This is a genomic window from Streptomyces sp. NBRC 110028 (genome assembly GCF_001417735.1).
Classification (GTDB): domain Bacteria; phylum Actinomycetota; class Actinomycetes; order Streptomycetales; family Streptomycetaceae; genus Streptomyces.
Genome location: NZ_BBUZ01000023.1, coordinates 87,827 through 113,057, shown reverse-complemented (window position 1 = coordinate 113,057; position 25,231 = coordinate 87,827). Strand labels below are relative to the sequence as shown.

Genomic DNA, 25,231 nt, shown 5'->3' with positions numbered 1-25,231 from the left:
GGGCGGGCGCGGCGGCATCGTCGGATAACAATGTCGGGTGCTCATCGAACTGGTCACTCCGTCCGTCCAGCACGCGTTCGAGGTCGTCGGGATCTTCGTCTTCGCGATCTCCGGTGCGCTGCTCGCGGTGCGCAAGAACTTCGATGTCTTCGGCATGGCGGTGCTCGCCGAGGTCACCGCGCTGGGCGGCGGGGTGTTCCGGGACCTGGTGATCGGCGCGGTGCCGCCCGCCGCCTTCGTCGACCTCGGCTACTTCTTCACCCCGCTCGTCGCCACCGTCATCGTCTTCTTCCTGCACCCCCAGGTCGAGCGGATCACCCGGGCGGTGGGCGTCTTCGACGCGGCCGGGCTGGGGCTGTTCTGCGTCGAGGGCACCGTGAAGGCGCACGAGCACGGGCTCGGCCTCACCTCGTCCGTCACCCTCGGCATGGCGACCGCGGTCGGCGGCGGCGTGCTGCGCGACGTCCTCGCCCATGAGGTGCCCTCGCTGCTGCGCTGGGACCGCGACCTGTACGCCGTCCCCGCCATCGTGGGCGCGTCCATAGCCGCCCTGCTCATCCACTTCGGCGCGCTCTCCGGGGCCACCAGCGCCCTCGCGGCCGTGGTGGCCTTCGTCGCCCGGCTGCTGGCGATGCGGTACGGATGGCGGGCGCCGCGCGCGTGGAACCGCCGCAGCACGGCGACCGAAGACATCTGACCGGACAGCTACATTCCCTTGCGGCTATATACCCCGCAAGCTATATTTCCCTTCATGCCCATACCGTTCGACGTGCTCGCGGAGCCGAGCCGACGGCAGATCCTGGACCTCCTCCTGGAGCGCCCCCGACTGGTCGGCGAGCTGACCGACCGGCTCGGGCTGACCCAGCCCGGCACCTCCAAGCACCTGCGGGTGCTGCGCGAGGCCGGGCTGGTGCGGGTGCGCCGGGACGCCCAGCGGCGGTGGTACGAGCTGTGCCCCGAGCCGCTGGCCGAGATCGACGCCTGGCTCGCCCCGTACCGGCGGCTGTGGACCGACCGCCTCGACGCGCTGGAACGCCACCTCGACGGAGAAGAGCCATGAAGGACACCCTCAGCCAGTCCGGCGGCGGCCGCTCCGCCCTGCGCCTGGAGCGCCGCCTCGCCCATCCCCCGGAGAGGGTCTGGCAGGCCCTGACCGACCCGGCCGAACTGGCCCACTGGTTCCCCTCCGAGGTCCGGGTGGACCTTGAGGTCGGCGGCCGGATGGGCTTCGTCTTCCCCGGCCGTGAGGCCCCCGACATGGAGGGCGTGGTCACCGAGCTGGACCCGCCCCGTGTCTTCGCCTTCACCTGGGGCGACGACCAGCTCCGCTGGGAGCTGCGCCCCGACGGGGAGGGCTGTCTGCTGACCCTCACCCACACCTTCGGCGACCGCTTCGGCGCCGCGAGCTTCGCCTCCGGCTGGCACGCCTGCATCACCGCCCTCGCCGCGCTGCTCGGCGGCGAGGAGCCCGCCCCGGGCGACATGGCCGAGCTGCACGAGTCGTACGTCGAGGCGTTCGGCCTGGCCGAGGGCGCGGTGGAGACCACCGAGGACGGCGGCTGGCGGCTGCGCTTCGAGCGCCAACTGGTCCGCCCCGCCGAGACGGTGTGGCAGGCGCTGGCCGGGCAGACCGGCGCGGCCGGGCTCACGGCCGGGGAGCCGGTGCCGTTCGGATTCCGCACCGAGGGGGTCCCGGCGGGCGCGATCACCGAGGCCGAGGCGCCCCGGACGCTGTCCTACGACTGGGAGCACGCCGGGCGGCCCGCCGGCCGGGTCCGCTGGGAACTGGCCCGGGGCACCGGCCACGGCGCCCGCCTCATCCTCACCCAGACCGGCCCGCCGGGCGCGGAGCAGGAGCGAACCCGGTCCCTCACCGCCTGGCGCCGCCACATCGCCCTCCTGGCCGCCAAGCTGCTGCGCATGCGGGGGTGAACCCGTTGTGGGCCTGGTCGTGGGCCATCGTTCCGCGGGGCGGAGTGGGTGGGCACAACCCACCCACCGCCCCGCACCCGCCCACGAAACCCCGAGCGCCCGAGACGGGGTCCGGGGCGGAGCCCCGGTTTCGGGAAGGGGCGGGGCAGGGGAGCAGTCCGCCGCAGGCGCACCCGCACCGGCACCCGCACCCACAACCTCAGCCCTCCCCGAGGAACTCCCACACCGCGGCCATCAGCTCCGCCGGCGCATCCTCCTGCACCACATGCCCCGCGCCCTCGATCAACCGCACCCGCGCCCCCGGAATCCGCGCCGCCAGCTCCTCCGCGTGCGCGACCGGAATCCACGCGTCATCCGTGCCCCAGCACACCAGCACCGGCCCCGAAACCTCCCCGTACCGCCCCGCGATCTCATCGATGAACCTCTGATCGTTCTGCGCGATCTGCCGGTAGAAGGCGGGCTGCCCCGCATCCCCGCACCACGGTTCGACGAGCCGATCCAGAACCCCCGACCGCAGCCCCGGCCCGCCCGTGGAGCCGATGTACTCCCGCACCAGCGCCCGATGCAGCGCCGGCGGCAACCGCTCGAAGACCTCGGCGTGACCGCCGAACAGCTGATACGCGGCGGAGCCGAACGGCGGCAGAGCGACGGGGTCGACCAGGGCCAGCCGCCGGTAGCGCGCCCCGTGCAGCAGATGCGCCCGCAGCGCGACACACCCGCCGAAGTCATGGGCGACGACGACCGGTTCCGCCCCGGGCGCGGTCAGCCCCCAGTGGTCGAGCAGCTCACCGAAGACCCGCCCCTGCGCGGCGAGGGAGACGTCCTGGCCCGCGCTCTTCTCGGAGACCCCATAGCCCGGCATGTCCCAGACGAACACCCGCCACCGGTCGGCGAGGGCGCGGGCGAAGGCCCGCCAGACGTACGAGGAGAACGGCGTGCCGTGCAGGAGCACCACCGGCGGGGCGTCCGGCGAGCCCAGAATGGCCCAGCGGACCTCGCCGGAGGCGCTGCGATACGTGCGGTCCAGGTCCCAGTCATCAGCGGCTGTCATGAGTAAAACCCTAGACACTCCTTACCGAAGAAAAAAGGGGTCGCGCGGACTCCGCGCCCGCGCACCCGGTACGGCCTCGCCCCACGGCTCGTAGAATCGAGCTCACCATGGTTTATCTCGACCACGCCGCCACCACCCCGATGCTTCCGGAGGCGGTGCAGGCGATGACCGCCCAGCTCGCCGTCACCGGTAACGCGTCCTCCCTGCACGCCGCCGGCCGGCGGGCCCGCCGTACCGTCGAGGAGTCCCGTGAATCCCTCGCCGAGTCACTGGGCGCCCGCCCCAGCGAGGTCGTCTTCACCTCGGGCGGGACCGAGGCCGACAACCTCGCCGTCAAGGGGCTCTACTGGTCCCGCCGCGACGCCGACCCGGCCCGTACCCGGTTGCTCGCCAGCCCCGTCGAGCACCACGCCGTGCTCGACGCGGTCGACTGGCTCGCCGAGCACGAGGGCGCGCGGGTCGAGTGGCTCCCGGTCGACGCGTACGGGCGCGTCCACCCGGACGCGCTGCGCGAGGCGATCGCCCGCGACCCCGCGGACGTCGCCCTCGCGACCGTCATGTGGGCCAACAACGAGATCGGCACCGTCCAGCCGGTGCGCGAACTCGCCGACGTAGCGGCGGAGTTCGACGTTCCGCTGCATGCCGACGCGGTCCAGGCCTTCGGCCAGCTCGACGTCGGCTTCGCCGCCTCCGGCCTGGCCGCCATGACGGTCAGCGGCCACAAGATCGGCGGTCCGTACGGCATCGGCGCGCTGCTGCTGGGCCGCGAGTACGCCCCCGTGCCCGTCCTGCACGGTGGTGGCCAGGAGCGCCAGGTGCGCTCGGGCACCCTCGACGTCCCCGCCGTCGCCTCCTTCGCCGTGGCCGGCGCGTACGCCGCCGAGCACCGCGAGGAGTTCGCGCGGGAGATCGGCGCGCTGCGCGACGCGCTCATCACCGCCGTCCGCACCGCCGTCCCCGAAGCGGTCCTCGGCGGCGACCCCGATCCGGGCGGCCGCCTCCCGGCCAATGCCCACTTCTCCTTCCCCGGCTGCGAGGGCGACTCGCTGCTCCTGCTGCTGGACGCGCGGGGCATCGAATGCTCCACGGGCTCGGCCTGCACCGCCGGGGTCGCCCAGCCCAGCCATGTGGTGCTGGCCACCGGAACCGACGCGGCCCTGGCGCGCGGCACCCTGCGCTTCTCGCTCGGCCATACGTCGACCAAGGCCGATGTCGAGGCGGTGGCGGAGGCGATCGGCCCGGCCGTGGAACGGGCGCGCGGCGCGGGGCTCAGTTGACCGGCGAGATCGCGCGGCCGACCGCCCGCTCGCCGTCGTCTTCGGCACCGCCTGAGCGACGTGGCCCCCGCGCTCACGTGGCGATCCGTACCGCCCGCACCAGCTCCAGATAGCGGTCCCAGTCCCAGTGGCGGCCGGGGTCGGTGTGGTCGGTGCCCGGCACCTCCGAGTGGGCCACGATGTGCTCGCGGTCCCGCTCCATCCCGTAGCGCTCGCAGATCGCCGCGGTCAGCCGGGCCGAGGACCGGTACATGGCGTCCGTGAAGTCCTGGGGCCGGGTGACGAAGCCCTCGTGCTCGATGCCGACGCTGCGCTCGTTGTACGAGCGGTTGCCCGCGTGGAACGCCACGTCCAGCTCGCGGACCGTCTGCGCTATGTGCCCGTCGCGGCGCACCACGTAGTGCGCCGCGGCGCGGTGCCCGGGGTCCCGGAAGACCTTGAGCGCGTCCTCGTAGGAACCCTGCACGACATGGATCACCACCCGGTCCACCGTGTAGTCGTACGGCCGGTCGGCGCGGCGGTAGTTGGCCCCGGAGGCCGCCACCCAGTCAGCGCCCGGGTGGTCGACGGCGCCCTCCTTCCGCGGCCGTTGCTCACCGGGCATCCGCCACCACAGGTGCTCCAGGCTGTCCCGCGCGGCATACCCGGCGAGACCGGCCGCGCCGAGACCGGCCGCGGTACCGCCCAGCAGCAGCGTGCGCCGGCTCATGCGGCGGCGCACGCCGCCGTTGGTTTCACTCACGCAGGCTTCAACGCGCGGGCCCACGCGTGCGGTTCCGCCGCTTGCGGATCATGGCGCGAACCGTACGCCGACGGGTAGCTGAATATTGAACCAACGGAGAGGATCACCCGTAGCCCGAGGACAACGAGTCGACGAGGAGCCGCCGTATGCGCATCGGGTTCACCCTTCCCCAATTCGGTGATCTGGCCCACCATCCACAGCACGTCACACGCTTCGCACAGCAGGCCGAAGCGCTCGGCGCGGACAGCCTGTGGGTCGGCGACCGGCTGCTCGCCCCGGTCGACCCGAAGGTCGGCTACGCCGGTACGGATGTGATCCCGCCGGAATTCCGCTCCGCCCTGGACCCGTTCGCCCTGCTGGCCACCGCCGCCGCGGTCACCGAACGCGTCCAGCTCGGCACCAACGTCATCAACGCCCCCTGGTACGCGCCCGCGCTGCTCGCCCGCTCCCTCACCAGCGTCGACCTGCTGAGCGCGGGCCGGCTGCTGGTCGGCCTCGGCACCGGCTGGTCGCCCGAGGAGTACGAGACGACGGGCATCCCCATGGCCGAGCGCGGCCGCCGGCTCGACGAATGCCTGGACGTGCTCACCGCCTGGTGGACGGAGAACCCGGTCGAGCACCGCGGCGAACACTGGACCGTGCCCGCCAGCCACATCGACCTCAAACCCGTCGGCCGCCCCGGCCCACCGGTCTACCTGGGCGCCTTCGCCCCCGCCGCCCTCGCCCGGGCCGCCCGGCGCGCCGACGGCTGGCTGCCCATCGCGCTCGTCGGCCGGAAGTACGCCGGGACCGACCCCATCGCGCCCGTAGCCCAAGGCCTGGCCGGGCTGCGGGAGACGGTCGAGCGGGAGGGACGGGATCCGGCCCGTTTCGGCGCGATCCTCCGCGTCAACCCCGATGCCGACGCCTCGGTCGAGGACATCGCGGCCACGATCACCCGCGCGGAGCGGGAGGCGGGCGTCGAGCACTGCTTCGTCGAGCTGTCCTACCTCGCCAAGGACGCCGATCAGGCCCTTGACCTGGCCGGGCGCGTGCTGGAAAGCGTCCGCGCCGGCTGAGCGCGGAACCCGTTATCCGTTCCCCGCGCAGCGAATTATGCTGGCTGGGTTATGACTGACTTCCCCGGTGCGCCCACAGGTCCCCGCGACGGCCGTCGCCTGCGCGTCCTCGCCGCCATGTCCGGCGGCGTTGACTCGGCGGTCGCCGCCGCGCGGGCGGCCGAGGCGGGCCACGATGTGACCGGCGTCCACCTCGCGCTCTCCGCCAATCCGCAGTCCTTCCGCACCGGCGCCCGCGGCTGCTGCACCATCGAGGACTCGCGCGACGCCCGCCGGGCCGCCGATGTGATCGGCATCCCCTTCTACGTGTGGGACCTGGCCGAGCGGTTCCGCGAGGACGTGGTCGAGGACTTCATCGCCGAGTACGAGGCGGGCCGCACCCCCAACCCCTGCCTGCGCTGCAACGAGAAGATCAAGTTCGCCGCGCTGCTGGACAAGGCCCTCGCGCTCGGCTTCGACGCCGTGTGCACCGGCCACTACGCCACGGTCGTCCGCGGCGAGGACGGCGCACTGGAGCTGCACCGGGCCAGCGACATGGCCAAGGACCAGTCGTACGTCCTCGGCGTCCTGGACGAGCGGCAGCTCGCCCACGCCATGTTCCCCCTCGGTGACACCCTGACCACCAAGGACGAGATCCGCGCCGAGGCCGAGCGGCGCGGTCTGGCCGTCGCCAAGAAGCCCGACAGCCACGACATCTGCTTCATCGCGGACGGCGACACCCAGGGCTTCCTCGCCCGTCACCTCGGCACCGCCGAAGGCGACATCGTCGACGAGGGCGGCCACAAGCTCGGCACCCACGAGGGCGCGTACGGCTTCACCATCGGCCAGCGCAAGGGGCTGCGCATCGGCCACCCGGCGCCCGACGGCAAGCCGCGGTACGTGCTGGACATCTCCCCGGTGAACAACACGGTCACCGTCGGCCCCGCCGAGGCCCTGGACGTCTCGGCGCTCACCGCCATCAAGCCCCGCTGGTGCGGCGCCGCGCCCACCGGTCCCGGCACCTACACCGCCCAGCTCCGCGCCCACGGCGGCGAGACCGGGGTGACGGCCGAGCCGGTGGACGGCGAGCTGCGGGTGACCTTCGCCGAGCCGGTCCGCGGAGTGGCCCCGGGCCAGGCGATCGTGCTCTACGACGGCACCCGCGTCGTGGGCTCGGCGACCATCGCGGCGACGGAGCGGTCCCGCCCCGCCGTACAGGCGTAACGGGGCGAAACGCTAAAGAACAGCATAAAGCGGTGTATTCCAGATAGGTCGGTCCGTGTTGCCTGGTATTTACATGCAATTGGCCTCGTGGGTGGCATAGATCACGCGGCTCCGGGGAGGCGCACTTCTGGACACGGGTGCCGTTGTCCGCTGTCTCAGTACCGGAGGTTTCGTTATTTCTGCGCGATCTGTCCAGAAATTCGGAGACAATCCATTCGAGGTCAGGGACACCGATCACTACACCGAGGAGTACGTACCAAGCTTCGTTGAAAAATGGGACTCGCTCATCGACTGGGAAAAGCGATCGGAAAGTGAGGGTACGTTCTTCATCGACCTCCTTCGGGAGCGTGGCGTAAAGACGGTCCTCGATGTGGCCACGGGGACCGGGTTTCATTCGGTACGGCTTCTGGAAGCCGGATTCGAGACCGCGAGCGTCGACGGAAGCGCCGAAATGCTCGCCCAGGCGTTCGACAACGGGCTCAAACACGGCGAGCACATCCTCCGCGTCGTCCAGGCCGACTGGCGCTGGCTCAACCGCGACGTGCACGGCCAGTACGACGCCATCGTCTGTCTCGGCAATTCCTTCACGCACCTCTTCTCGGAGCGTGACCGGCGCAAGGCCCTCGCCGAGTTCTACGCGATGCTCAAGCACGACGGCATCCTCATCCTGGACCACCGCAACTACGACGCGATGCTCGACAACGGCTTCACCAGCAAGCACGTGTACTACTACTGCGGCGAAGACGTCGCGGTCGAGCCGGAGCACGTCGACGAGGGGCTGTGCCGCATGCGCTACAGCTTCCCCGACGATTCCGTCTACCACCTCAACATGTTTCCGCTGCGCAAGGACTACACGCGCCGGCTCATGCAGGAGGTCGGCTTCCAGCGGATCGAGACGTACGGCGACTTCCAGCACACCTACCGGGAGGAGCGGCCCGACTTCTTCATCCACGTCGCGGAGAAGGAGTACATCGCGACGGACGAGCCGACCGCCGACTATTCCGCGACCGTCGGCACCGCCCGCGCCTACTACAACTCCACGGACGCCGACGAGTTCTACTGGCGCGTCTGGGGCGGCGAGGACATCCACATCGGTCTCTACGACCGGCCCGACGAGCCGATCGCCGAGGCCAGCAGGCGCACCGTGGCCCGCATGGCGAGCCGCCTCGACCTGACACCCTCCTCCCGCGTCCTCGACCTCGGATCCGGCTTCGGCGGCTCGGCGCGCTATCTCGCCGAGACCTACGGCTGCCGCGTCACCGCGCTCAACCTCAGCGAGGTGGAGAACGAGCGGCACCGCGCGATCAACGCCGAGCGCGGGCTCAGCGAGATCATCGAGGTGGTGGACGGCTCCTTCGAGACCATCCCGCTGCCGGACAACAGCGTCGATGTCGTCTGGTCCCAGGACGCGTTCCTGCACAGCGGCAGCCGCACCCGTCCCCTGGCGGAGGCCGCCCGCGTCCTGCGCCCCGGCGGCCACCTCATCTTCACCGACCCCATGGCGGCGGACGGCTGCCCGCCCGAAACCCTGCGCCCCATCCTGGACCGCATCCACCTGGACACCATGGGCTCCCCGGACTTCTACCGCCACGAACTGGCCCGCCTCGGCTTCACCGAGGTCGGCGGCGGCTTCGAGGAGCACCGCGACCACCTGATCGCGCACTACGCCCGGGTCCTGGAGGAGACCCGCCGCCAGGAGTCCGAGGGCCTGGCGGAACACGTCAGCGCCGACTACCTCGCCCACATGAAGAAAGGTCTCACCAACTGGGTCGAGGGCGGCAGGAACAACCACGTGACATGGGGAATCTTCCACTTCACCCGGTAGCCCGGTCCGTTCGGTAACCCGGTACGGCCGGTGGCGGGCGGGCCCGCCACCGGCCGCTTGTGGGTCGCTCAGTACGTGTAGAGAGCCTTGGTGTCGAGCGTCATGTCGATCGGATCACCAATCGGCACCGGTTCCCCGAAGTCGGCCTCAACCGATCCGCGGTAGTGGTCCCCGCTGGGCAGCGAGTAGAGCAGGCACCTCCCCTGGATGGGGTTGACGATCAGGTGGTACGGGATCCCGGCGAGGGCGTACTTCTTGACCTTCTTCTCGGTGTCGTTCTCCGGATTGGACTCCGAGACGACCTCGACGACGAGAATGATCTCGTCGGCCGGAAACGTGGCGAGTCGCGTCCCTCGGTAGGAGGGATCCGCGACGGAGATGTCCGGCCTGAGTAGCGTCGTGCCGTGCCAGCCGTCGTAGAGGGTGTCGACCTCGGTCATGACACACCACCTGGACATGAGCTGGGCTCCGATGGCCATGACCATCTGCCCATGGGCGCTGGTAACCAAGGTGCTGACGTAGACCTCTCCATCGATCATCTCGGCGTGGTAGTCCGGGAATGCCGCGTCGAATTCCTCGAAGCGCCGCATCTCTTCGGTCTGCACTGGGCTCTCCATCTGCGCTGTCATGGTGTGCCCTCCCCTCGTGACCCTGGCCTCTGCCAGGGTAGCTGTGCGTATGTGTCCCTGCACACAGTCGGCGCTATGGGCGACGTCGTGCGTGCGGCAGGCGAGCGCGGGGTGCCGCGGTGTGCGGGCGTCATGCGGTCATTCCTCTTCCTTCAGGTCGGAGAGCGTGGGTTCACGTCACGGTTAAGCGGCGAGTAGCGCCGAGCTGGCCGCCGAGGCTCGGCAGTCGCGGCAGCGCCCCGGCTGGGGCGCGCGGAAGACGCGGTCGCAGCCGTCGCAGTCCTGGAAGGGCATCGGACGGGGCGGCGCCGGGTCGGCGGCGGCGGGCTCCGGCGGCCGCAGGGCGGCCAGGCGGTAGGCGAGCAGCCGCACCGGACGGCGGTCGATGCGGTCGGGGAGCCCCGAGGTCAGAGCCTCGGCGATCTCGTACGGCCCGACCCCACGGTCCAGCCACTCCGCGACGGCGGGCGCCAGCGCGGCGGTCTCTCGCTCGGACAGCACGAGGCGCCGGTCGCGGTGGCGCAGGGAGCCGAGGACGGCGGCGGCCCGGGGATCGGGCGCGGCGCCCTGCGCCGCTTCCTGCGCCGGTTCCGGCGCATGTGCCTGCGCCGCTTCCGGCTTCGGTCCCGGCTTCGGTCCCGGCTCCGCGACGGGCGCCCCGACGACGGGCGGCACGGCCGACGGCGCGTCGCTCTCCGTACGGCCCGGCGCGTCGTAGACGAACGTCCGCGTCACGATCCGCCCGCCTGGCCCCCGCTCGACGCGCCGCTCCAGCCAGCCCTCCGCCTCCAGCTCGTTGAGCGCGGCGGAGATCCGGGCCCGGCCCTCCTTGAAGTGGGCGCAGAGCGCGTCGATGCGGATGGAGGCGCCGTCGGGCAGCGACAGGATGTACGCGGCGACGCCGACGGTCACCGCACTGCCCGCCCGCTGGGCGAGCCGATTCGAGAGCACCGTGAAATTGGCGGTGTGCCGGGTGCGGATGCGGGTGACGCCGGACGCGGGAGCGTCGGCGCGAGCGCGCACGGGCGCACTAGACTGCGTGACAGCCATCGGGAAGCTCGTCTCTTCCTGGTTTGGTCAGGCCCTCGCCTTGGGATGGCAGTCCCGGCGGGGGCCGACGTCTGTGTGAGGTTGTTGCGGCGAGACTAACGCGACCCTTGGCATATTCGCGCCCAAGTCACCCGATGGGGTGATGAGTTGGCGGGGTGGGTGGGTGGGAGTTCTCTACCGGGGTTCTTTGGTAGGGCGCCGTCCCACCGGCTGTCGGCTGCCCGGCGCCTGGCTCCGCTGCACCGGGCGACGGGGGCCCGGCATCCGGTCGTCCGTCAGAGCAGCCGCCGGATGTCACCGCGGACCCGGTAGAAGCCCCCGGCCGCCGCGTGCAGGGTGTCCACGACATAGCGCGCCCCGGGCTCCCGTATCGCGCGCGGGAACTGGACCTTCCAGGACGGGTCGTAGCCCTCGGACACCACGCGCACCCGGACCCGGCCGCCGTCCTGGACGCACTCGACGACGACCGACCCGGCCGGGGCCTGGGTGACGGTGGCCACCGATCCCACGGCCGTGGCCGGGGCGTAGGTCGGCATGGCGGCGGCGAGCTTGACGTCCCGCACCGCCGGGACCGTGCCCTGATGCGCCGCCGAGATGGCCGCCTCGCTCGCGTCCACGCACACCAGCGAGCCGTCCGTGGTCACCAGGTACAACCGGTCGTCGCGGTACTGCATCGACAGCGCCGAGCCCCCGCCCGTGCCGAGCTTCCACAGGCGTGTGCCGTCCTGGTCGAAGCAGTAGACCGACGACGCCGAGTCACCGGCGAAGACGAACCGCCCACCGGGCGAGGTGGCGCACGAGTACACCGCGCCGTCACAGGCATAGGTCGCCTCGACCACGCCGGTCGCCTTCGACAGCCGCTGGACCACGTGGCGCCCGGTCCCCGCGTACACGCTGTCGTCCTCCTGCCAGCCGAACAGAACGCTGCCCGTGGTCTGCCTGTGCCACAGCTCGCCGCCGCCGTCGGGAGCGTAGGCGGTGATGCCCTGTTCGTGGCCGTGGTAGACGGCCCGGTCATCGGCGCGGACCATCCAGGCATGCTTGCCCTGGCTGCGGCGGGCCCACTGGTGCTCGTCCTCGTGGTCGATGACGGTGAGCCGGCCGTCCTGGTCCGAGACATTGAGGACGCCCTCATGGATGTCCAGCCAGAAGATGTCGATGTCGGACGCGATGTCGTACGCCGCGAACGGCAGCTTCGAGGACAGGTCGTAGACCTTGCCGTCGTCGCAGCCCGCGTAGATCCAGAAGTCGTCGGCGACCAGGCACTTCACCCCGTCCGGCAGGTTGAAGTGGGCGAGGACGCCGCCGTCGTGGTCCAGGGTGAAGACATCCCCCGCCTGGTTGCCGACCCAGCACCGGTCGTCATCGACGTGGATGCCGAAGGCCGACGAGCCGGTGCGGAATCGCCACAGCACGGGGGCCACGGCACGCGCGGTGGACGGAGCGGAGGTCACCTGGCGCCGGGTCACCCGGCGCGGGGCCCGCTGCCCGGGAACGGCCGGGGCGTATCCCTTGCGGGCCTTCTCCCCGAGCTTCTTCGCGGCGGCGGCCTTCGCCTTCTCCGCCGTGGCGAACGTCGACGTCTGCGTCTGCCCGGCGGCGCCGATCCGCCCGTACCGCACCGTCACGGTCAGCCCGTTGACGGCGACCTCGTAGAACTTGTGTGCGCCTTCGCCTTCCTGCGACAGCTCCAGATACGTCGTCGACACGGCAGACCCCTCCCCAGGACGGGCCCGCCGCCTTGTCCGGTGGGCCCCACTGCTCAGACCGTAGGAGGGGCCACTGACAATCAGTCCGCGTCGCGGGCGGCAGCGAAGGACACGAAGGCCGCCCAGGCGGGTGCGGGGACGGTGAGGGCCGGTATCGCGGTGTCCTTGGAGTCGCGGACGTGCACGGCATCAGGGCACGCGGCGACCTCGACGCAGGCTTCGCCTTCGGCACCGCTGTAGCTGGACTTGCACCATTCGACGGCTACTTCGACGCAGGCTTCGTCCTGCCCACCGCTGTAGCTGCTCTTGAACCAGGCAAGTTCGGTGTTCATTTGTCTCCTGCCAGCAGTCGCTTGATGAAAGCCACGGATGACTCGGGATCGAGGGCTTGCGACTGGATGGTGCCATAGCGGTGGCTGAGCATGCTCACGTCTTCAGCGTCCGCGAGAAAGTAGCTGCCTTGCTGGCCTGAAACGTAGCCAAGCGTGCAGTGGTTTGGCGTCTCCAGCAAGACGAACGGGCCCTCGACCCCGGCATTGGTCTCGCGGGAGTTCGGCATGATCTGTAGTTGCACATTGTGCAGTTCGGCGCACTTCAGCAGGTGACGCAACTGGCCTTCCCACACGGCCCGGCCGCCGGTCATCTTCTTGAGTACGGCCTCTTCCAGGACGAAAGCCAGCCTGGGCGCGGGCTTGCGGTGCAGGAGTTGTTGCGTCGCAAGCCGCCTCTGTACGGCAAGCTCCACCGCTTCCTCATCCAGGCTGGGGCGTACGGACCGGAACACCGCCCGCGCGTAGTCCTCCGTCTGGAGCAACCCATGCAGGATGTGCGTGGAGTACACCCACAGCGACAACGCCTGGGCCTGCAACTCGCGGTACTCCTGCGTCCATTCCGGCGGCCCGTCCTGCCACAGCAGCTTCGCCGCCTCGATCAGCAGCCCCTGCGCGGCGAGCGCTTCGTCCACCGCCACCACATACGGCGGCTTCGGCACCCGCTCGGCGCGCTCCACCTTGGCGATCATCGACTCCGTATACGGAATCCGCTTCTCCAGGTCCTTCATGGTCCAGCCGAGCCGTTCCCGCATCATGCGGGACTGCGCTCCGAAGACCTTCGCGGCCGGTGACGGCTTCTTCTTCCGTTCGGTCAACGGTTCCCCTCCCCATCGCACAGATCGCACGGTCGCGAACCCGTCACGCACCGTTATGCCGATTCCGCGACCAGGCTAGACGCGACCTGTGACAGTGGGCACATGTCGCACGAAGTCACCTCACCGACCGGTCTCCGCTTGCTACCCTGGACGACCGACGACGGCCGCCCGTGCTATCTCTCCACCGACGGAAGCGGCCGCGTATCCGCTCTCGCCGACGAGGTCGAGGCCATGCAGCTCTCCACCGGCGACGAACTCCTGGCACACGCTCGCGCGATGCTCGCCGATCCCCAAGTCCCGCTCGGCGAATTCCGCTTTCTCTCCGCTCGCCTCTCCGAAGCCCTGCGCGACGCGATCCGCGTGGCGCGGAGCCGTGAAGGTGCCCGGCCCGGCTCGTAGAGTGACCGGCATGAACATCTGCGTCTTCTGCTCCGCCGCCGACCTCGACGACCGCTACACCACCCCCGCCCGGGAGTTCGCCGAGCTGATCGGCAAGGGCGGACACACCCTCGTCTGGGGCGGGTCGGACGTCGGGCTGATGAAGGTCATGGCCGACGGGGTGCAGGAGCACGGCGGGCGGCTGGTCGGGATCTCGGTGGAATTCCTCGCCGCGAAGGCCCGGGAGGACGCCGACGAGATGGTGATCGCCAAGGACCTCGCGGACCGCAAGGCGCAGCTCCTCGCCCGCGCCGACGCGGTGGTGATCATGGTGGGCGGGACCGGAACGCTGGACGAGGCGACGGAGATCCTGGAGCTGAAGAAGCACGGGCTGCACATCAAGCCGGTCGTGCTGCTGAACGCGGCGGGGTTCTACGACGGGCTGAAGCAGCAGTTCCAGCGGATGGAGGCCGAGGGTTTCCTGCCGCGTCCGCTCGGCGAGCTGGTGCACTTCGCGGAGAACGGCGTGGAGGCGATGACCTACCTGGAGTCGGTCTGATCCGCTTCGGCGGTGGCCTTCAGGTCGCGTAGCCACTGTTCGAGGCCCTGGCCAAGGGCCTCGGTCGCGGTGGGGACATCGGCTTCGACCTGCTCGCCGGTCCATGTCTCCTCGGTGTGCACCCGCACACCGCCCTTGACCTTGGTGAACTTCCACAGGTGGACACCTTCGTCGATGCGCAGTCCTTCGCCGATCGCGGGCCCGCTCCACAGGATGCAGGAGCCGCGCTGGAGTTGGCGGACGGTCGAGGTGATGCTCAGGGTGGTCCCGGGCGTCGTGGGGGTGGCGGGCGCCGGGGTGGTCCACCGGAACCGCGACCCCTTGTGCAGGGGGCCCGGGTCGAGGCGCTTCATGGTGAGGACGGGGGCCTGCCAGGCGGGCCAGCGCTCCACGTCGGTCTGCAGCTTCCAGATGGTGCTGAGCGGCGCCTTGATCACGGTGTCGGTCCGGTGGCGGATCTGCGCGGCGGGGTCGACGCCTTCTCCTCGGCATGCGGGCGCACCGCCGGAGGCGGCTTGGGCGGACGGGGTGGCCGTTCCGAGGGTGGCGGCGACGGCGAGCGGGATCGCGAACAAGGTGGCTAACGGGCGGATGCGCGGCATCGGGTCCTCCAGGAGAGGTTAGTCGTTCTCGTGTTCGTTAGAAGTTCTAACGCAGAGTCGGAGGCAGTGTCAATGGGTTTCGTAAGAACCTCAAACCAAAGCGTGAAGATCTAGCGTCGCGCCGGAAGGGCGATGCCGTGGGGCCGGAGCCGGTGCGGCAAGCTGGGGGCATGGGAACGCATTTGATCACTGGGGCAGGCTCGGGCATCGGCGCGGCGGTCACCGAGCGGCTGGCCGAGCGGGGCGATGAGCTGTGGCTGCTGGCGCGGGACGCCGGCCGGGCGAAGGAGCTGGCCGGGCGGTTCCCGGGGGTGCGTACGGTCGTCGGCGACCTGGGGGACCCGGAGAAGCTGTCGTGGGCGCTGAGTCACCAGGCGCTGCCGGAGCGGCTGGACTCGCTGCTGCACATCGCGGGCGTGGTCGACCTCGGCGAGATCGGCGAGCTGACGCCCAAGGCGTGGAACCGGCAGCTCGCCGCCAACCTCGTCTCGCCCGCCGAGCTGACCCGGCTGCTCCTGCCGCAGCTCCGGCTGGCGCAGGGCCATGTCGTCTTCGTCAACTCCGGCGCGGGCTTGCGCGCCAACGCCCAGTGGGGCGCGTACGCGGCCAGCAAGCACGGTCTGAAGGCGCTGGCCGACGCGCTGCGCTGGGAGGAGAGCGGTAACGGTGTGCGCGTGACGACCGTCTACCCGGGGCGCACGGCGACGCCGATGCAGGTGAAGGTCCATCAGCAGGAGGGCAAGGAGTACGACGCGGAACGCTGGATCGCGCCGGGGACCGTCGCGACGACCGTCCTCACCGCCCTCGACCTCCCGCACGACGCGGAGATCACGGACCTTCAGATCCGTCCGCGCGGCTGAGTCCGGAAGCCGTCCGTCAGCCGCCGAGGACGGTGAAGTCGACGGGGTCGTGGTAGGGGGTGTCGGCATCCCACGCGACGGCCACGACGCCGTCCCGCACCACCCAGGCGTCGAGGGTGCCGACGTAGTCGTGGTGGGCGGGCGCGGGCACGGGGGCGGTGTGCAGCGTCTTCCCGCTCGCCAGGTCAAGGACCAGCAGCCGGGTGGGGCCGGGCTCGGGCTTGTGGTCGCGGTCCTCCTGCGGTTGCTCCACGACGTACACCCGGCCCTCCGTGACCAGCGTCCGCCCGAACCGCCGGTCCCTCGGCGCGTGGTGGGTCCACCGGACGCGTCCGTCCTCCGCGCCGCGTGCCCGCAGTACGTTGTCCCCTCTCCACAGCTTGCCCTCCTTGCCGAACGTCGTCGTCACGACGGTGCCGTCCTGCCCGTCCCAGTCCAGGTCCGGGTTGGGCGCGGTGCGGATGGTCGGCTCGGCTCCGGAGACGTCGATCACGGCTGTGTGCTTGTTGTCCCTCCAGTAGGGCGCGAACACGGTGTGGTCGGTGAGGTTCAGATAGCGGAGACCGCCCATCCAGTCGGGATGGCGCCAGCGCACCGTGCCGCGCCGGGCGTCGATCCCCAGGACGACGTCTTCGGCGAGGGGCCCACCGCCGCAGGTGGCCTCGACCCCGAAGGCGGTGGGCACGATGTACCGGACTCTGTCGAGGCGGCAGGACCGGGGAACCCCGGCGGTCCACGACCGCTTGCCGGACTTCAGGTCGAACGCCACGAGCTTGCCCTCGGTGTACATCGCGACGACGCCGTTCGCGATCCACAACCCGTCGCCGGACCGGCGCTCCTCGGGGAGGTCCTGGTACCAGCGCCGCCTGCCGGAGCGCATGTCGACGGCGATCAGCGGGCCGTCGAAGTACCGCAGGACCGCGGTGCCCTCCGCGACGCGCACCGCCTCGATGCGCTTCCCGTCCCGCTTGTAGTGCCAGTACGTCTTGCCGGTGCGCAGATTACGGGCTACGAGGCCCTGGGCGTGGATCTTCTCGGTGTGCCCGGAGAGATGGAAGGAGAGCCCGTCGACGATGTCCACGGCGTCGTTGACCCTGCGTGTGAAGCGGCCGGGTGCGGCCGGGGCGCCGGTACGGGAGGAGGGGTACGCGCCATGCGGCCCGCTGACCCGTTCCCCGTACTCGTCCGGCCCCCGCGTCAGCCACCAGGTCAGCCCGGCGCCGACGGCCAGCACGAGCACGAGTGATAATCCCAGCGACCGGTGCGACCGCCAGTTCGGCTTGCCCATGAACCCCCCTGTTCCTGCGGCGTGGTCATGACACCTTAGCCAGTGGCGATCACCGCCTACCCTTGCCGGGGTGAGCGAGACGAAGAAGCACAGCTGGGGCGCGGGGGCCGCGACCGGGGTCGGGTCGATGCCGGGCGGGGACGCGCGGGAGGCCGCGAAGACCGTCACCGGGTCGCTTGAGGCCCTGCCGTATCTGCCGGAGCTGCCCGCGCGGGGGCCCGGGGCGGACATGATCGGGCGGACCGCCGGGATGCTCGTCGAGGTGTACGCCCGTGTCGAGCCGAGCGGCTGGCGGATCGGCGACCGGCCGGGGCGGGACACCCGGCGGGCGCGGTCCTGGCTGGGGGAGGACCTGGACGCGCTGGAGGAGTTCACCCAAGGCCACCGCGGGGCGCTCAAGGTGTCGGCCGTCGGGCCGTGGACCCTCGCCGCGAGCCTGGAGCTGCGGAACGGGGAGGTGGCGCTGAGCGACCCGGGGGCCTGCCGCGATCTGACGGCCTCGCTGGCCGAGGGGGTGCGCGCGCATCTGGCGGAGGTGCGCCGCAGGGTGCCCGGTGCCGAGGTGGTGCTGCAGCTGGACGAGCCGTCGCTGACGGCGGTGCTGACCGGAACCGTCCGTACCGCCAGCGGCTACCGCACCCACGCCGCGGTGGACCGGGGCGTGGTGGAGGGCGCGCTGCGGGATCTGGTGGCGGCGGCCGAGGCGCCGGTGGTGGTGCACTCGTGCGCGCCGGGGGTGCCGTTCGGGCTGCTGCGGAGGGCCGGGGCGGGCGGGATCTCGTTCGATTTCTCGCTGCTCACGGAGCGTGAGGAGGAGGCGATCGGGGAGGCCGTGGAAGGGGGCACGGCGCTGTTCGTCGGCGCCGTACCCGGCATCGACGCCGCGTTGTCGGACCCTGCCGGTAGCGTCGGGGGTGTCAGGACGCTGTGGCGCAGGCTGGGGCTGTCACCGGGGACTCTCGCGGAGTCCGTGGTGATCACGCCGTCGTGCGGGCTCGCGGGCGCTTCGCCCGCGTACGCGCGCGCCGCGCTGGCCCACTGTGTCCGGGCGGCGAGATCGCTCGCGGACAACCCTGAGTGACGGGAGGACGACACGGTGGCCGGCGAACAGCAGTCGACGGTGCCCACGGAGGCACGGGATGAGCACGCCAAGCTCGCTGAGCAGGTCGAGGAGCACCGCTTCCGGTACTACGTGAAGGACGCCCCGGTCGTCAGCGACGCGGAGTTCGACAGGCTCCTGCGCAGACTGGAGGCGCTGGAGGAGGACCATCCCGAGCTGCGAACCCCCGATTCGCCCACCCAGAAGGTCGCGGGGGCGTACGAGACGGAGTTCACGGAGGTCGAGCACCGCGAGCGGATGCTCAGCCTGGACAACGCGTTCGACGACGACGAGCTGGCCACCTGGGCCGACCGCATCGCCAAGGAGCTGGGCACCGGCGCGTACCACTTCCTGTGCGAGCTGAAGGTGGACGGTCTCGCGGTCAACCTCACCTATGAGCACGGGCGGCTGACCCGCGCCGCGACCCGTGGCGACGGGCGCACCGGCGAGGACATCACCCCCAACGTGCGCACCATCGCCAAGATCCCCAACCGGCTGACGGGCGACCGCGTCCCGGCGCTGGTGGAGGTGCGCGGCGAGGTCTTCCTGCCCAGGAAGGCGTTCGACGAGCTGAACGCGCGGCTGGTGGAGGCGGGCAAGCCGCCGTTCGCCAACCCGAGGAACGCGGCGGCGGGTTCGCTGCGCCAGAAGGACCCGAAGATCACCGCCGGCCGCCCGCTGGACATGGTGGTCCACGGCATCGGCGCGCGCGAGGGCTTCGCCATCGACCGGCTGTCCCAGGCGTATGAGCTGCTGCACGAGTGGGGGTTGCCGACCGCGGCCCACTTCAAGGTCGTGAACACGATCGAGGGCGTGCGCGAGTACATCGCGTACTACGGGGACAACGAGCACCGGCACTCGGTGGAGCACGAGATCGACGGCGCGGTCATCAAGCTGGACGAGATCCCGCTGCAGGGGCGGCTCGGCTCCACCTCGCGGGCGCCGCGCTGGGCGATCGCGTGGAAGTTCCCCCCGGAGGAGGTCAACACCAAGCTGGTCGACATCCGGGTGGGCGTGGGGCGCACGGGGCGGGTGACGCCTTATGCGGTGGTTGAGCCGATCACAGTCGCGGGCTCGGAGGTCGAATTCGCGACACTGCACAACCAGGACGTGGTCAAGGCCAAAGGTGTACTGATCGGTGACATTGTGGTGCTGCGTAAAGCGGGCGATGTCATTCCGGAAATCCTGGGACCGGTCGCCGATCTGCGGGACGGCAGCGAGCGCGAATTCGTGATGCCGGCCGAGTGCCCGGAGTGCGGGACCCCGCTGCAGCCCGCCAAGGAGGGCGATGTCGATCTGCGGTGTCCCAACGGCCGGTCCTGCCCGGCGCAGCTGCGCGAGCGGATTTTCTATCTCGCGGGGCGGAAATCCCTGGACATCGAGAACCTCGGTTATGTCGCCGCGGCCGCCCTCACCCAGCCGTTGGAGCCCAGCGAACCGCCGCTGAGGGACGAGGGCGATCTGTTCGATCTGAAGATCGAACAATTGTTGCCCATCCGCTCGTATGTGATGGATCCGGACAGCGGGCTGCCCAAGCGCGATCCGGAGTCGGGCGAGGAGAAGGTCGTCACCTTCTTCGCCACCCAGAAGGGCGAGGCGAAGAAGAACGCCCTGGCGATGCTGGCCAATATCGAGGCCGCCAAGCAGCGCCCACTGGCCCGGGTCATCACCGGCCTTTCGATCCGTCACGTCGGCCCGGTCGCGGCCGCCGCGCTGGCCCGGGAATTCCGCTCGCTGGACCGGATCGCCGAGGCCGACGAGGAGGAGCTGGCGGCCACCGAGGGCGTCGGCGGAATCATCGCCGCCTCCGTGAAGCAGTGGTTCGCCGTCGACTGGCACCGCGAGATCGTGGAGAAGTGGCGGCGCGCCGGGGTGCGCCTGGAGGAGGAGGCGGGCGAGGACGAGGGCCCGCTGCCGCTCAAGGGGCTGACCGTGGTGGTCACGGGCACGCTGGAATCGCACACCCGGGACGGCGCCAAGGAGGCGCTGCAGAACCGTGGTGCGAAAGTCACCGGCTCTGTTTCGAAAAAGACCGATTTCGTGGTCGTCGGCGACAATCCCGGATCGAAGTACGACAAGGCCATGCAGTTGAAGGTCCCCGTGCTCGATGACGACGGATTTGGCGTCCTCCTCGAACAGGGCCCCGACGCCGCCCGCGAGGTCGCCGTAACACCACCGGAGGAGACCGGGGGAGAGGCGGCGGAAGAACCGGGAGAGAAGTCCGAGGGGTAGTCAGGTCGCTCACGAGGAGTAGTCCAACCACCCGTACGGCGCAGTAGTCCGGCCATCTTGGGCTCCACAACAGTTCAAAGCTGGCCGGAATACGACTGGGAGCACTTCCCGGGCACAGCCAGCGGGCATCACCCTTACAGCGCATACCAGAAGGTTATGGATCGTCGGGCGGCATTCGGGCAACCGCTGCCGATCGCCGCCCACCATCCCCTTCTGCCGCCTACTGTTGAGGTGTGCGCCTGCCGTGGCGCTGGCACCGCCGGCTGTGAGAGGGACGGGTATGAAACCGACCGAAAGCGCCGCACCGGCGTCGCGGCTGCGCCGGGTTCTGCTGCCCGTGTTGCCCGCCGCCGCGGTCGCCATGGCCGCTTTCGCACTCGGCATCGGAGTATTCCGAGTGCTCGACGCGGGCCATGCGCTCTTTCCCGACGGCACCGTGGGCTGGTCGCTCGCGGTCCTCACCGGAATCATCGTCGGCCATCTGGTCGCCCTCGGCCGGGACCGCTGGTGGGGCGGCACCGGATCGGGCGCCGCGTTAACCCTTGCCGCGCTCCTGCTCTACGGCTGGATGCCCGCCACCCTCGTCAGCCTCGCCGTCGTCGTCCTGGTCGGCGCCGCCCGGCGGCACCGCTGGCGGCAGGCGGCGCTGCACGGCGCGGTCGACATCCTCGGCGTCGGCGCGGCCGCCCTCACCCTCGCCGCCTTCGGCACCACCCCCTCCGTCGAACAGCCCTGGCACACCGACACATGGCAGGCCTCCGCCGTCCCCCAGACGATCCTGGCCGCCTTCGTCTACCTCGCGGTGACCCGCTCCCTGCTGTGGTACTCCCTCGCGCCACCCGGCGCCGGACTGCCCACCGTCGCCCGCACCGCCCTCCTCCGGCAGGCCCTCGTCGGGATCGCGCTGCTCGGCATCTCCCCGCTCATCGTCGTCGTCGCCGGGGACACCCCGCTGCTGCTCCCGCTGTTCGCGGTGCCGCTCGTCGCCCTCGACTCCACGCTGTGGATCGCCCGGGTGCGGGCCGAGGAGCAGCTGCGCGACCCGCTCACCGGCCTGCCCAACCGCCAGTGGCTGCTGGAGCGCACCTGGACCGCGCTGGACGAGGCCGAGCGGGCCGGGGCCCGCACCGCGCTCGTCCTGCTGGACCTCGACCGCTTCCGCTCGGTCAACGACACCCTCGGCCATCTGGCCGGCGACCGGCTGCTGCTCCAGATCGCCGAGCGGCTGCGGCTGGCGCTGCCCCGCGGCGCCGAGGTGGCGCGGCTCGGCGGCGACGAGTTCGCCGTCCTGCTGCCCACCACCGACTCGCTCACCAGCGCCCAGCGCAGCGCCCGCGTCCTCGTCGGCGACCTCGGCTCGCCGCTCGACCTGGACGGGCTGACCCTGGTGCTGGAGGCCAGCGCCGGGGTCGCCGTCTACCCCGACCACGCCCTCGACGCCGAGGGGCTGCTGCGCCGCGCGGACGTCGCCATGTACCAGGCGAAGCGGGACCGCAGCGGCGTCGAGCTGTACGAGGCGCGGCGCGACGGCAACACCCCCGACCGGCTCGGCCTGCTGGGTGATCTGCGGCGCGCCCTGGACGCGGGCGACGTCGAGCTGCACTACCAGCCCAAGGTCGGCTTCGACGGCCATGTCGCCGGACTGGAGGCGCTGGTCCGCTGGGTGCACCCGGACCGGGGGAAGGTGCCGCCGGACGAGTTCATCGCCATGGCCGAGAGCTCCGGGCTGATGCCCCGGCTCACCGAGTACGTCCTGGAGACCGCGCTCGGCCAGGTCGCGCGCTGGCGCGCCGACGGCCTTGAGGTGCCGGTCGCCGTCAACGTCTCGCCGCGCGATGTGCACACCCCCGGTTTCGCCGGTGCCGTCGCCGGGCGGCTCGCCCGGCACGGGGTCCCGGCCGGGGCGCTCCAGCTGGAGATAACGGAGCACGTGCTGCTGGAGGACCCGCAGCGGGCCGCCGACACCCTCGCCGGGCTCACCGGGCACGGGGTGAAGATGTCCCTGGACGACTTCGGCACGGGGTATTCCTCCCTCGTCCATCTGCGGCGGCTGCCGGTGAGCGAGCTGAAGATCGACCGCTCGTTCGTGGCCCGGCTCGCCGTGGACAACGAGGACGCGGAGATCGTGCGCTGCACTGTCGATCTCGCGCATTCGCTGGGCCTGCTGGTCGTCGCCGAGGGCGTCGAGGACGACGAGACCTGGGAGCGGCTGCGGGATCTCGGCTGCGACGCGGTGCAGGGCTGGCTGGTGGCCGCGGCGATGCCGCCCGACGAGACGACGGCGTGGCTGCGGGCCCGGGGCGAGAGCGGCTGGCGCCGCGAGGAGCAGGCTGCTGCCCCTGCGGAAGAGGACGCCGTCACGTAGGGCGCGCGCCGTGCGGTTTCGTCGGCGGGTGCGGACCGGTGGGTGGGTTGTGCCCACCCGTCCCGCCCTGCGGGACGGGTGCCCACGACAGGCAGTACCAAAGCGTTTCGCGCCGGGTGTGGGGGGCGCCATAGGATTGGGGCCGGAAAACACTTCACACTCACCCTGAGGATCGCTGCATGCCTGGCATCACGCGCGAGGAGGTTGCCCACCTCGCACGGCTGGCGCGTCTGGAGCTGAAGGCCGAAGAGCTGGATCACTTCGCCGGACAGCTGGACGACATCATCGGCGCGGTGGCCCGCGTCTCCGAGGTCGCCGATCAAGACGTACCGCCGACCTCCCACCCGCTGCCCCTGACCAACGTCATGCGGCCGGACGAGGTCCGTCCGTCGCTGACCCCGAACGAGGCGCTGTCCGGCGCCCCGGCCCAGGAGCAGCAGCGTTTCAAGGTGCCGCAGATCCTGGGGGAGGACTGACCCGCATGACCGATCTGATCAGGCTCACCGCGGCGGAGATCGCCGCCAAGGTCGCTTCCGGCGAGCTGACCGCCGTCGAGGTCACCGAAGCCCATCTGGCCCGTATCGAGGCCGTCGACGAGAAGGTGCACGCCTTCCTGCACGTGGACCGCGAGGGCGCCCTCGCGCAGGCCCGCGCCGTCGACGAGAAGCGGGCGCGTGGCGAGGAGCTGGGCCCGCTGGCCGGGGTTCCGCTCGCGCTCAAGGACATCTTCACCACCAAGGGGATCCCGACCACCGTCGGCTCCAAGATCCTCGAAGGGTGGATCCCGCCGTATGACGCGACGCTGACCCAGCGGCTCAAGGCCGCGGACGTGATCGTGCTGGGCAAGACCAACATGGACGAGTTCGCCATGGGGTCCTCCACCGAAAACAGCGCGTACGGGCCCACCGGCAACCCGTGGGACCTCACCCGCATCCCCGGCGGCTCCGGAGGCGGCTCCTCCGCCTCCCTGGCGTCCTTCCAGGCCCCGCTGGCCATCGGCACCGACACCGGCGGCTCCATCCGCCAGCCGGCCGCCGTCACCGGCACGGTCGGCGTCAAGCCGACATACGGGGCGGTCTCCCGGTACGGCATGGTCGCCTTCTCGTCCTCGCTGGACCAGGGCGGCCCCTGCGCCCGCACGGTGCTGGACGCGGCGCTGCTGCACGAGGTGATCGCCGGGCACGACCCGCTCGACTCGACCTCCATCGACGCCCCCGTCCCGGCGGTCGTCGAGGCCGCCCGCAACGGCAGCGTGCGCGGCATGCGCGTCGGCGTGGTCAAGGAGTTCGCGGGCGAGGGCTACCAGGCCGGCGTCATGCAGCGCTTCGACGAGTCGGTGGAGCTGCTGCGCGAGCTGGGCGCCGAGATCGTGGAGATCTCCTGCCCGTCCTTCGACAAGGCCCTGGCGGCGTACTACCTGATCGCGCCGTCGGAGTGCTCGTCCAACCTGGCCCGCTTCGACGCCATGCGCTACGGCCTGCGGTCGGGTGACGACGGCACCAAGTCCGCCGAGGAGGTCACCGCGCTCACCCGCGCGGAGGGCTTCGGCGCGGAGGTCAAGCGCCGGATCATGCTCGGTACGTACGCGCTCAGCTCCGGCTACTACGACGCGTACTACGGCTCGGCGCAGAAGGTCCGCACGCTGATCACCCGGGACTTCGAGCGCGCGTTCGAGCAGGTCGACGTGCTGGTCTCGCCGACCACCCCGACCACCGCCTTCCCGATCGGCGAGCGCGCCGACGACCCGATGGCGATGTATCTCGCCGACCTGTGCACGATTCCCGCGAACCTGGCGGGGAACGCGGCCATGTCACTGCCCTGCGGCCTGGCGCCGGAGGACGGTCTGCCGGTCGGACTGCAGATCATCGCTCCCGCCATGGCCGATGACCGGCTCTACCGGGTCGGTGCCGCGGTCGAGGCCGCGCTCACCGAACGCTGGGGCCACCCGCTGCTTGAGGAGGCACCGTCGCTATGAGTGCGATTCAGAAGGCCAAGGGCTTCAAGAAGTCCAAGCCCGGCACCTACGTGTCCATCGCGACCTCGCTGTTCGGCGCGGTCAGCGTGATCAAGCAGGCCAAGAAGGCCCGCTTCGAGAACGACAAGCTGCAGCTGGCCGACGCGCTGGTGTCCGCCGCCGCCATCGCCACCGGCGTCGCCCTGCTCGTCCGCGAGCTGAAGCGCCTGGGCGACGACGACGTCCTCGCGGGTTGAGAGGTTAGTTTTCC

At 71.0% G+C, this 25,231-nt stretch carries 25 protein-coding genes; 16 read left to right on the top strand and 9 right to left on the bottom strand.

From position 1 onward, the window contains the following. Positions 1 to 37 precede the first annotated feature (37 nt). From ASC60_RS05680 to ASC60_RS05670, 3 genes are read left to right on the top strand one after another with little or no spacing between them, the layout of a single operon-like run. Positions 38 to 697 (top strand): trimeric intracellular cation channel family protein, encoded by a 660-nt coding sequence (locus ASC60_RS05680; protein WP_055547457.1) that lies wholly within the window; start codon positions 38 to 40, stop codon positions 695 to 697. Between the two features lie 54 nt (positions 698 to 751). Next, entirely contained in the window at positions 752 to 1,060 is a 309-nt protein-coding gene (locus tag ASC60_RS05675; RefSeq protein WP_055547456.1) for a helix-turn-helix transcriptional regulator, read from the top strand. Continuing rightward, the gene (locus tag ASC60_RS05670) at positions 1,057 to 1,932 is read left to right on the top strand and encodes an SRPBCC family protein (RefSeq protein ID WP_055547454.1); all 876 of its coding nucleotides are present in this window, start codon (positions 1,057 to 1,059) and stop codon (positions 1,930 to 1,932) included. Before ASC60_RS05675 ends, ASC60_RS05670 begins: the two co-directional genes overlap by 4 nt. Positions 1,933 to 2,131: 199 nt before the next feature. Here ASC60_RS05670 and ASC60_RS05665 read toward each other — a convergent pair whose 3' ends face one another. After that, positions 2,132 to 2,983, bottom strand: a complete 852-nt coding sequence (locus ASC60_RS05665) for an alpha/beta fold hydrolase (RefSeq protein ID WP_055547453.1) — start codon at positions 2,981 to 2,983, stop codon at positions 2,132 to 2,134. Between the two features lie 107 nt (positions 2,984 to 3,090). Here ASC60_RS05665 and ASC60_RS05660 point away from each other — a divergent pair, with 107 nt between their 5' ends. Next, positions 3,091 to 4,260, top strand: a complete 1,170-nt coding sequence (locus ASC60_RS05660) for a cysteine desulfurase family protein (RefSeq protein WP_055547452.1) — start codon at positions 3,091 to 3,093, stop codon at positions 4,258 to 4,260. Between the two features lie 73 nt (positions 4,261 to 4,333). On the opposite strand, the gene ASC60_RS05655 is transcribed toward ASC60_RS05660, so the two are convergent. After that, positions 4,334 to 4,969: an N-acetylmuramoyl-L-alanine amidase gene (locus ASC60_RS05655; protein WP_234356857.1), complete on the bottom strand. Its 636-nt coding sequence runs from the start codon at positions 4,967 to 4,969 to the stop codon at positions 4,334 to 4,336. A 179-nt stretch (positions 4,970 to 5,148) separates the two neighbouring features. On the opposite strand from ASC60_RS05655, the gene ASC60_RS05650 reads away from it, so the two are divergent. From ASC60_RS05650 to ASC60_RS05640, 3 genes are all read left to right on the top strand, one after another. Continuing rightward, positions 5,149 to 6,060 carry a TIGR03619 family F420-dependent LLM class oxidoreductase gene (locus ASC60_RS05650; RefSeq protein WP_055547450.1) on the top strand — a complete coding sequence of 304 codons (912 nt, stop codon included), beginning with the start codon at positions 5,149 to 5,151 and terminating at the stop codon, positions 6,058 to 6,060. 51 nt (positions 6,061 to 6,111) lie between these two features. Next, on the top strand, positions 6,112 to 7,263 hold the full coding sequence (mnmA, locus tag ASC60_RS05645) for a tRNA 2-thiouridine(34) synthase MnmA (RefSeq protein ID WP_079038205.1): 1,152 nt from the start codon (positions 6,112 to 6,114) through the stop codon (positions 7,261 to 7,263). A 328-nt stretch (positions 7,264 to 7,591) separates the two neighbouring features. Then, a complete protein-coding gene (locus ASC60_RS05640; RefSeq protein ID WP_055547446.1) occupies positions 7,592 to 9,088 on the top strand; it encodes a class I SAM-dependent methyltransferase in 1,497 nt (498 codons plus the stop codon). Positions 9,089 to 9,156: 68 nt separating this feature from the next. On the opposite strand, the gene ASC60_RS05635 is transcribed toward ASC60_RS05640, so the two are convergent. From ASC60_RS05635 to ASC60_RS05615, 5 genes are all read right to left on the bottom strand, one after another. Then, complete coding sequence (locus ASC60_RS05635) at positions 9,157 to 9,717, bottom strand: Uma2 family endonuclease (protein ID WP_055547444.1); 561 nt, start codon at positions 9,715 to 9,717, stop codon at positions 9,157 to 9,159. A 183-nt stretch (positions 9,718 to 9,900) separates the two neighbouring features. Continuing rightward, complete coding sequence (locus ASC60_RS05630; protein ID WP_055547441.1) at positions 9,901 to 10,767, bottom strand: hypothetical protein; 867 nt, start codon at positions 10,765 to 10,767, stop codon at positions 9,901 to 9,903. 275 nt (positions 10,768 to 11,042) lie between these two features. Then, positions 11,043 to 12,476 (bottom strand): WGR domain-containing protein, encoded by a 1,434-nt coding sequence (locus ASC60_RS05625; RefSeq protein ID WP_055547439.1) that lies wholly within the window; start codon positions 12,474 to 12,476, stop codon positions 11,043 to 11,045. A gap of 80 nt (positions 12,477 to 12,556) precedes the next feature. Beyond that, positions 12,557 to 12,808 (bottom strand): DUF397 domain-containing protein, encoded by a 252-nt coding sequence (locus ASC60_RS05620; protein ID WP_055547437.1) that lies wholly within the window; start codon positions 12,806 to 12,808, stop codon positions 12,557 to 12,559. Then, complete coding sequence (locus ASC60_RS05615; RefSeq protein ID WP_159043207.1) at positions 12,805 to 13,623, bottom strand: helix-turn-helix transcriptional regulator; 819 nt, start codon at positions 13,621 to 13,623, stop codon at positions 12,805 to 12,807. The genes ASC60_RS05620 and ASC60_RS05615 overlap by 4 nt, the downstream gene beginning before the upstream one ends. Positions 13,624 to 13,725: 102 nt before the next feature. Here ASC60_RS05615 and ASC60_RS05610 point away from each other — a divergent pair, with 102 nt between their 5' ends. Beyond that, entirely contained in the window at positions 13,726 to 14,022 is a 297-nt protein-coding gene (locus ASC60_RS05610; RefSeq protein WP_055547433.1) for a hypothetical protein, read from the top strand. Between the two features lie 10 nt (positions 14,023 to 14,032). Beyond that, a complete protein-coding gene (locus ASC60_RS05605) occupies positions 14,033 to 14,560 on the top strand; it encodes a TIGR00730 family Rossman fold protein (protein ID WP_055548674.1) in 528 nt (175 codons plus the stop codon). Here ASC60_RS05605 and ASC60_RS05600 read toward each other — a convergent pair. Then, positions 14,542 to 15,162 carry an SRPBCC family protein gene (locus ASC60_RS05600; protein WP_055547432.1) on the bottom strand — a complete coding sequence of 207 codons (621 nt, stop codon included), beginning with the start codon at positions 15,160 to 15,162 and terminating at the stop codon, positions 14,542 to 14,544. The two genes, ASC60_RS05605 and ASC60_RS05600, sit on opposite strands and share 19 nt — an antisense overlap. 170 nt (positions 15,163 to 15,332) lie before the next feature. Between ASC60_RS05600 and ASC60_RS05595 the strand changes: the two genes are divergently transcribed. Next, a complete protein-coding gene (locus ASC60_RS05595; RefSeq protein ID WP_055547429.1) occupies positions 15,333 to 16,022 on the top strand; it encodes an SDR family oxidoreductase in 690 nt (229 codons plus the stop codon). 16 nt (positions 16,023 to 16,038) lie between these two features. Here ASC60_RS05595 and ASC60_RS05590 read toward each other — a convergent pair whose 3' ends face one another. Further along, the gene (locus ASC60_RS05590) at positions 16,039 to 17,310 is read right to left on the bottom strand and encodes a PQQ-binding-like beta-propeller repeat protein (RefSeq protein WP_055547427.1); all 1,272 of its coding nucleotides are present in this window, start codon (positions 17,308 to 17,310) and stop codon (positions 16,039 to 16,041) included. Between the two features lie 70 nt (positions 17,311 to 17,380). Between ASC60_RS05590 and ASC60_RS05585 the strand changes: the two genes are divergently transcribed. From ASC60_RS05585 to ASC60_RS05560, 6 genes are all read left to right on the top strand, one after another. Continuing rightward, the gene (locus ASC60_RS05585; RefSeq protein ID WP_079038203.1) at positions 17,381 to 18,391 is read left to right on the top strand and encodes a methionine synthase; all 1,011 of its coding nucleotides are present in this window, start codon (positions 17,381 to 17,383) and stop codon (positions 18,389 to 18,391) included. 15 nt (positions 18,392 to 18,406) lie between these two features. Beyond that, entirely contained in the window at positions 18,407 to 20,641 is a 2,235-nt protein-coding gene (gene ligA, locus ASC60_RS05580; protein WP_055547425.1) for an NAD-dependent DNA ligase LigA, read from the top strand. Positions 20,642 to 20,921: 280 nt separating this feature from the next. Further along, a complete protein-coding gene (locus tag ASC60_RS05575; protein WP_055547419.1) occupies positions 20,922 to 23,006 on the top strand; it encodes a bifunctional diguanylate cyclase/phosphodiesterase in 2,085 nt (694 codons plus the stop codon). Positions 23,007 to 23,185: 179 nt separating this feature from the next. Further along, entirely contained in the window at positions 23,186 to 23,482 is a 297-nt protein-coding gene (gene gatC / locus ASC60_RS05570) for an Asp-tRNA(Asn)/Glu-tRNA(Gln) amidotransferase subunit GatC (protein ID WP_055547417.1), read from the top strand. A gap of 5 nt (positions 23,483 to 23,487) precedes the next feature. Beyond that, positions 23,488 to 24,981 carry an Asp-tRNA(Asn)/Glu-tRNA(Gln) amidotransferase subunit GatA gene (gene gatA / locus ASC60_RS05565; RefSeq protein WP_055547415.1) on the top strand — a complete coding sequence of 498 codons (1,494 nt, stop codon included), beginning with the start codon at positions 23,488 to 23,490 and terminating at the stop codon, positions 24,979 to 24,981. Further along, complete coding sequence (locus tag ASC60_RS05560; RefSeq protein ID WP_055547413.1) at positions 24,978 to 25,217, top strand: hypothetical protein; 240 nt, start codon at positions 24,978 to 24,980, stop codon at positions 25,215 to 25,217. The genes gatA and ASC60_RS05560 overlap by 4 nt, the downstream gene beginning before the upstream one ends. Positions 25,218 to 25,231: the final 14 nt, after the last annotated feature.

Bases quoted from the DNA above. Each gene is read 5' to 3' on its own strand.
- ASC60_RS05605 (WP_055548674.1), top strand. From the start codon at position 14,033: ATGAACATCTGCGTCTTCTGCTCCGCCGCCGACCTCGACGACCGCTAC.
- ASC60_RS05630 (WP_055547441.1), bottom strand. From the start codon at position 10,767: ATGGCTGTCACGCAGTCTAGTGCGCCCGTGCGCGCTCGCGCCGACGCT.
- ASC60_RS05560 (WP_055547413.1), top strand. From the start codon at position 24,978: ATGAGTGCGATTCAGAAGGCCAAGGGCTTCAAGAAGTCCAAGCCCGGC.
- ASC60_RS05600 (WP_055547432.1), bottom strand. From the start codon at position 15,162: ATGCCGCGCATCCGCCCGTTAGCCACCTTGTTCGCGATCCCGCTCGCC.
- ASC60_RS05665 (WP_055547453.1), bottom strand. From the start codon at position 2,983: ATGACAGCCGCTGATGACTGGGACCTGGACCGCACGTATCGCAGCGCC.
- ASC60_RS05575 (WP_055547419.1), top strand. From the start codon at position 20,922: ATGAAACCGACCGAAAGCGCCGCACCGGCGTCGCGGCTGCGCCGGGTT.
- ASC60_RS05595 (WP_055547429.1), top strand. From the start codon at position 15,333: ATGGGAACGCATTTGATCACTGGGGCAGGCTCGGGCATCGGCGCGGCG.
- ASC60_RS05675 (WP_055547456.1), top strand. From the start codon at position 752: ATGCCCATACCGTTCGACGTGCTCGCGGAGCCGAGCCGACGGCAGATC.
- ASC60_RS05650 (WP_055547450.1), top strand. From the start codon at position 5,149: ATGCGCATCGGGTTCACCCTTCCCCAATTCGGTGATCTGGCCCACCAT.
- gatA (WP_055547415.1), top strand. From the start codon at position 23,488: ATGACCGATCTGATCAGGCTCACCGCGGCGGAGATCGCCGCCAAGGTC.
- ASC60_RS05620 (WP_055547437.1), bottom strand. From the start codon at position 12,808: ATGAACACCGAACTTGCCTGGTTCAAGAGCAGCTACAGCGGTGGGCAG.
- gatC (WP_055547417.1), top strand. From the start codon at position 23,186: ATGCCTGGCATCACGCGCGAGGAGGTTGCCCACCTCGCACGGCTGGCG.
- ASC60_RS05670 (WP_055547454.1), top strand. From the start codon at position 1,057: ATGAAGGACACCCTCAGCCAGTCCGGCGGCGGCCGCTCCGCCCTGCGC.
- ASC60_RS05655 (WP_234356857.1), bottom strand. From the start codon at position 4,969: ATGAGCCGGCGCACGCTGCTGCTGGGCGGTACCGCGGCCGGTCTCGGC.
- ASC60_RS05635 (WP_055547444.1), bottom strand. From the start codon at position 9,717: ATGACAGCGCAGATGGAGAGCCCAGTGCAGACCGAAGAGATGCGGCGC.
- ASC60_RS05610 (WP_055547433.1), top strand. From the start codon at position 13,726: ATGTCGCACGAAGTCACCTCACCGACCGGTCTCCGCTTGCTACCCTGG.
- ASC60_RS05590 (WP_055547427.1), bottom strand. From the start codon at position 17,310: ATGGGCAAGCCGAACTGGCGGTCGCACCGGTCGCTGGGATTATCACTC.
- mnmA (WP_079038205.1), top strand. From the start codon at position 6,112: ATGACTGACTTCCCCGGTGCGCCCACAGGTCCCCGCGACGGCCGTCGC.
- ASC60_RS05660 (WP_055547452.1), top strand. From the start codon at position 3,091: ATGGTTTATCTCGACCACGCCGCCACCACCCCGATGCTTCCGGAGGCG.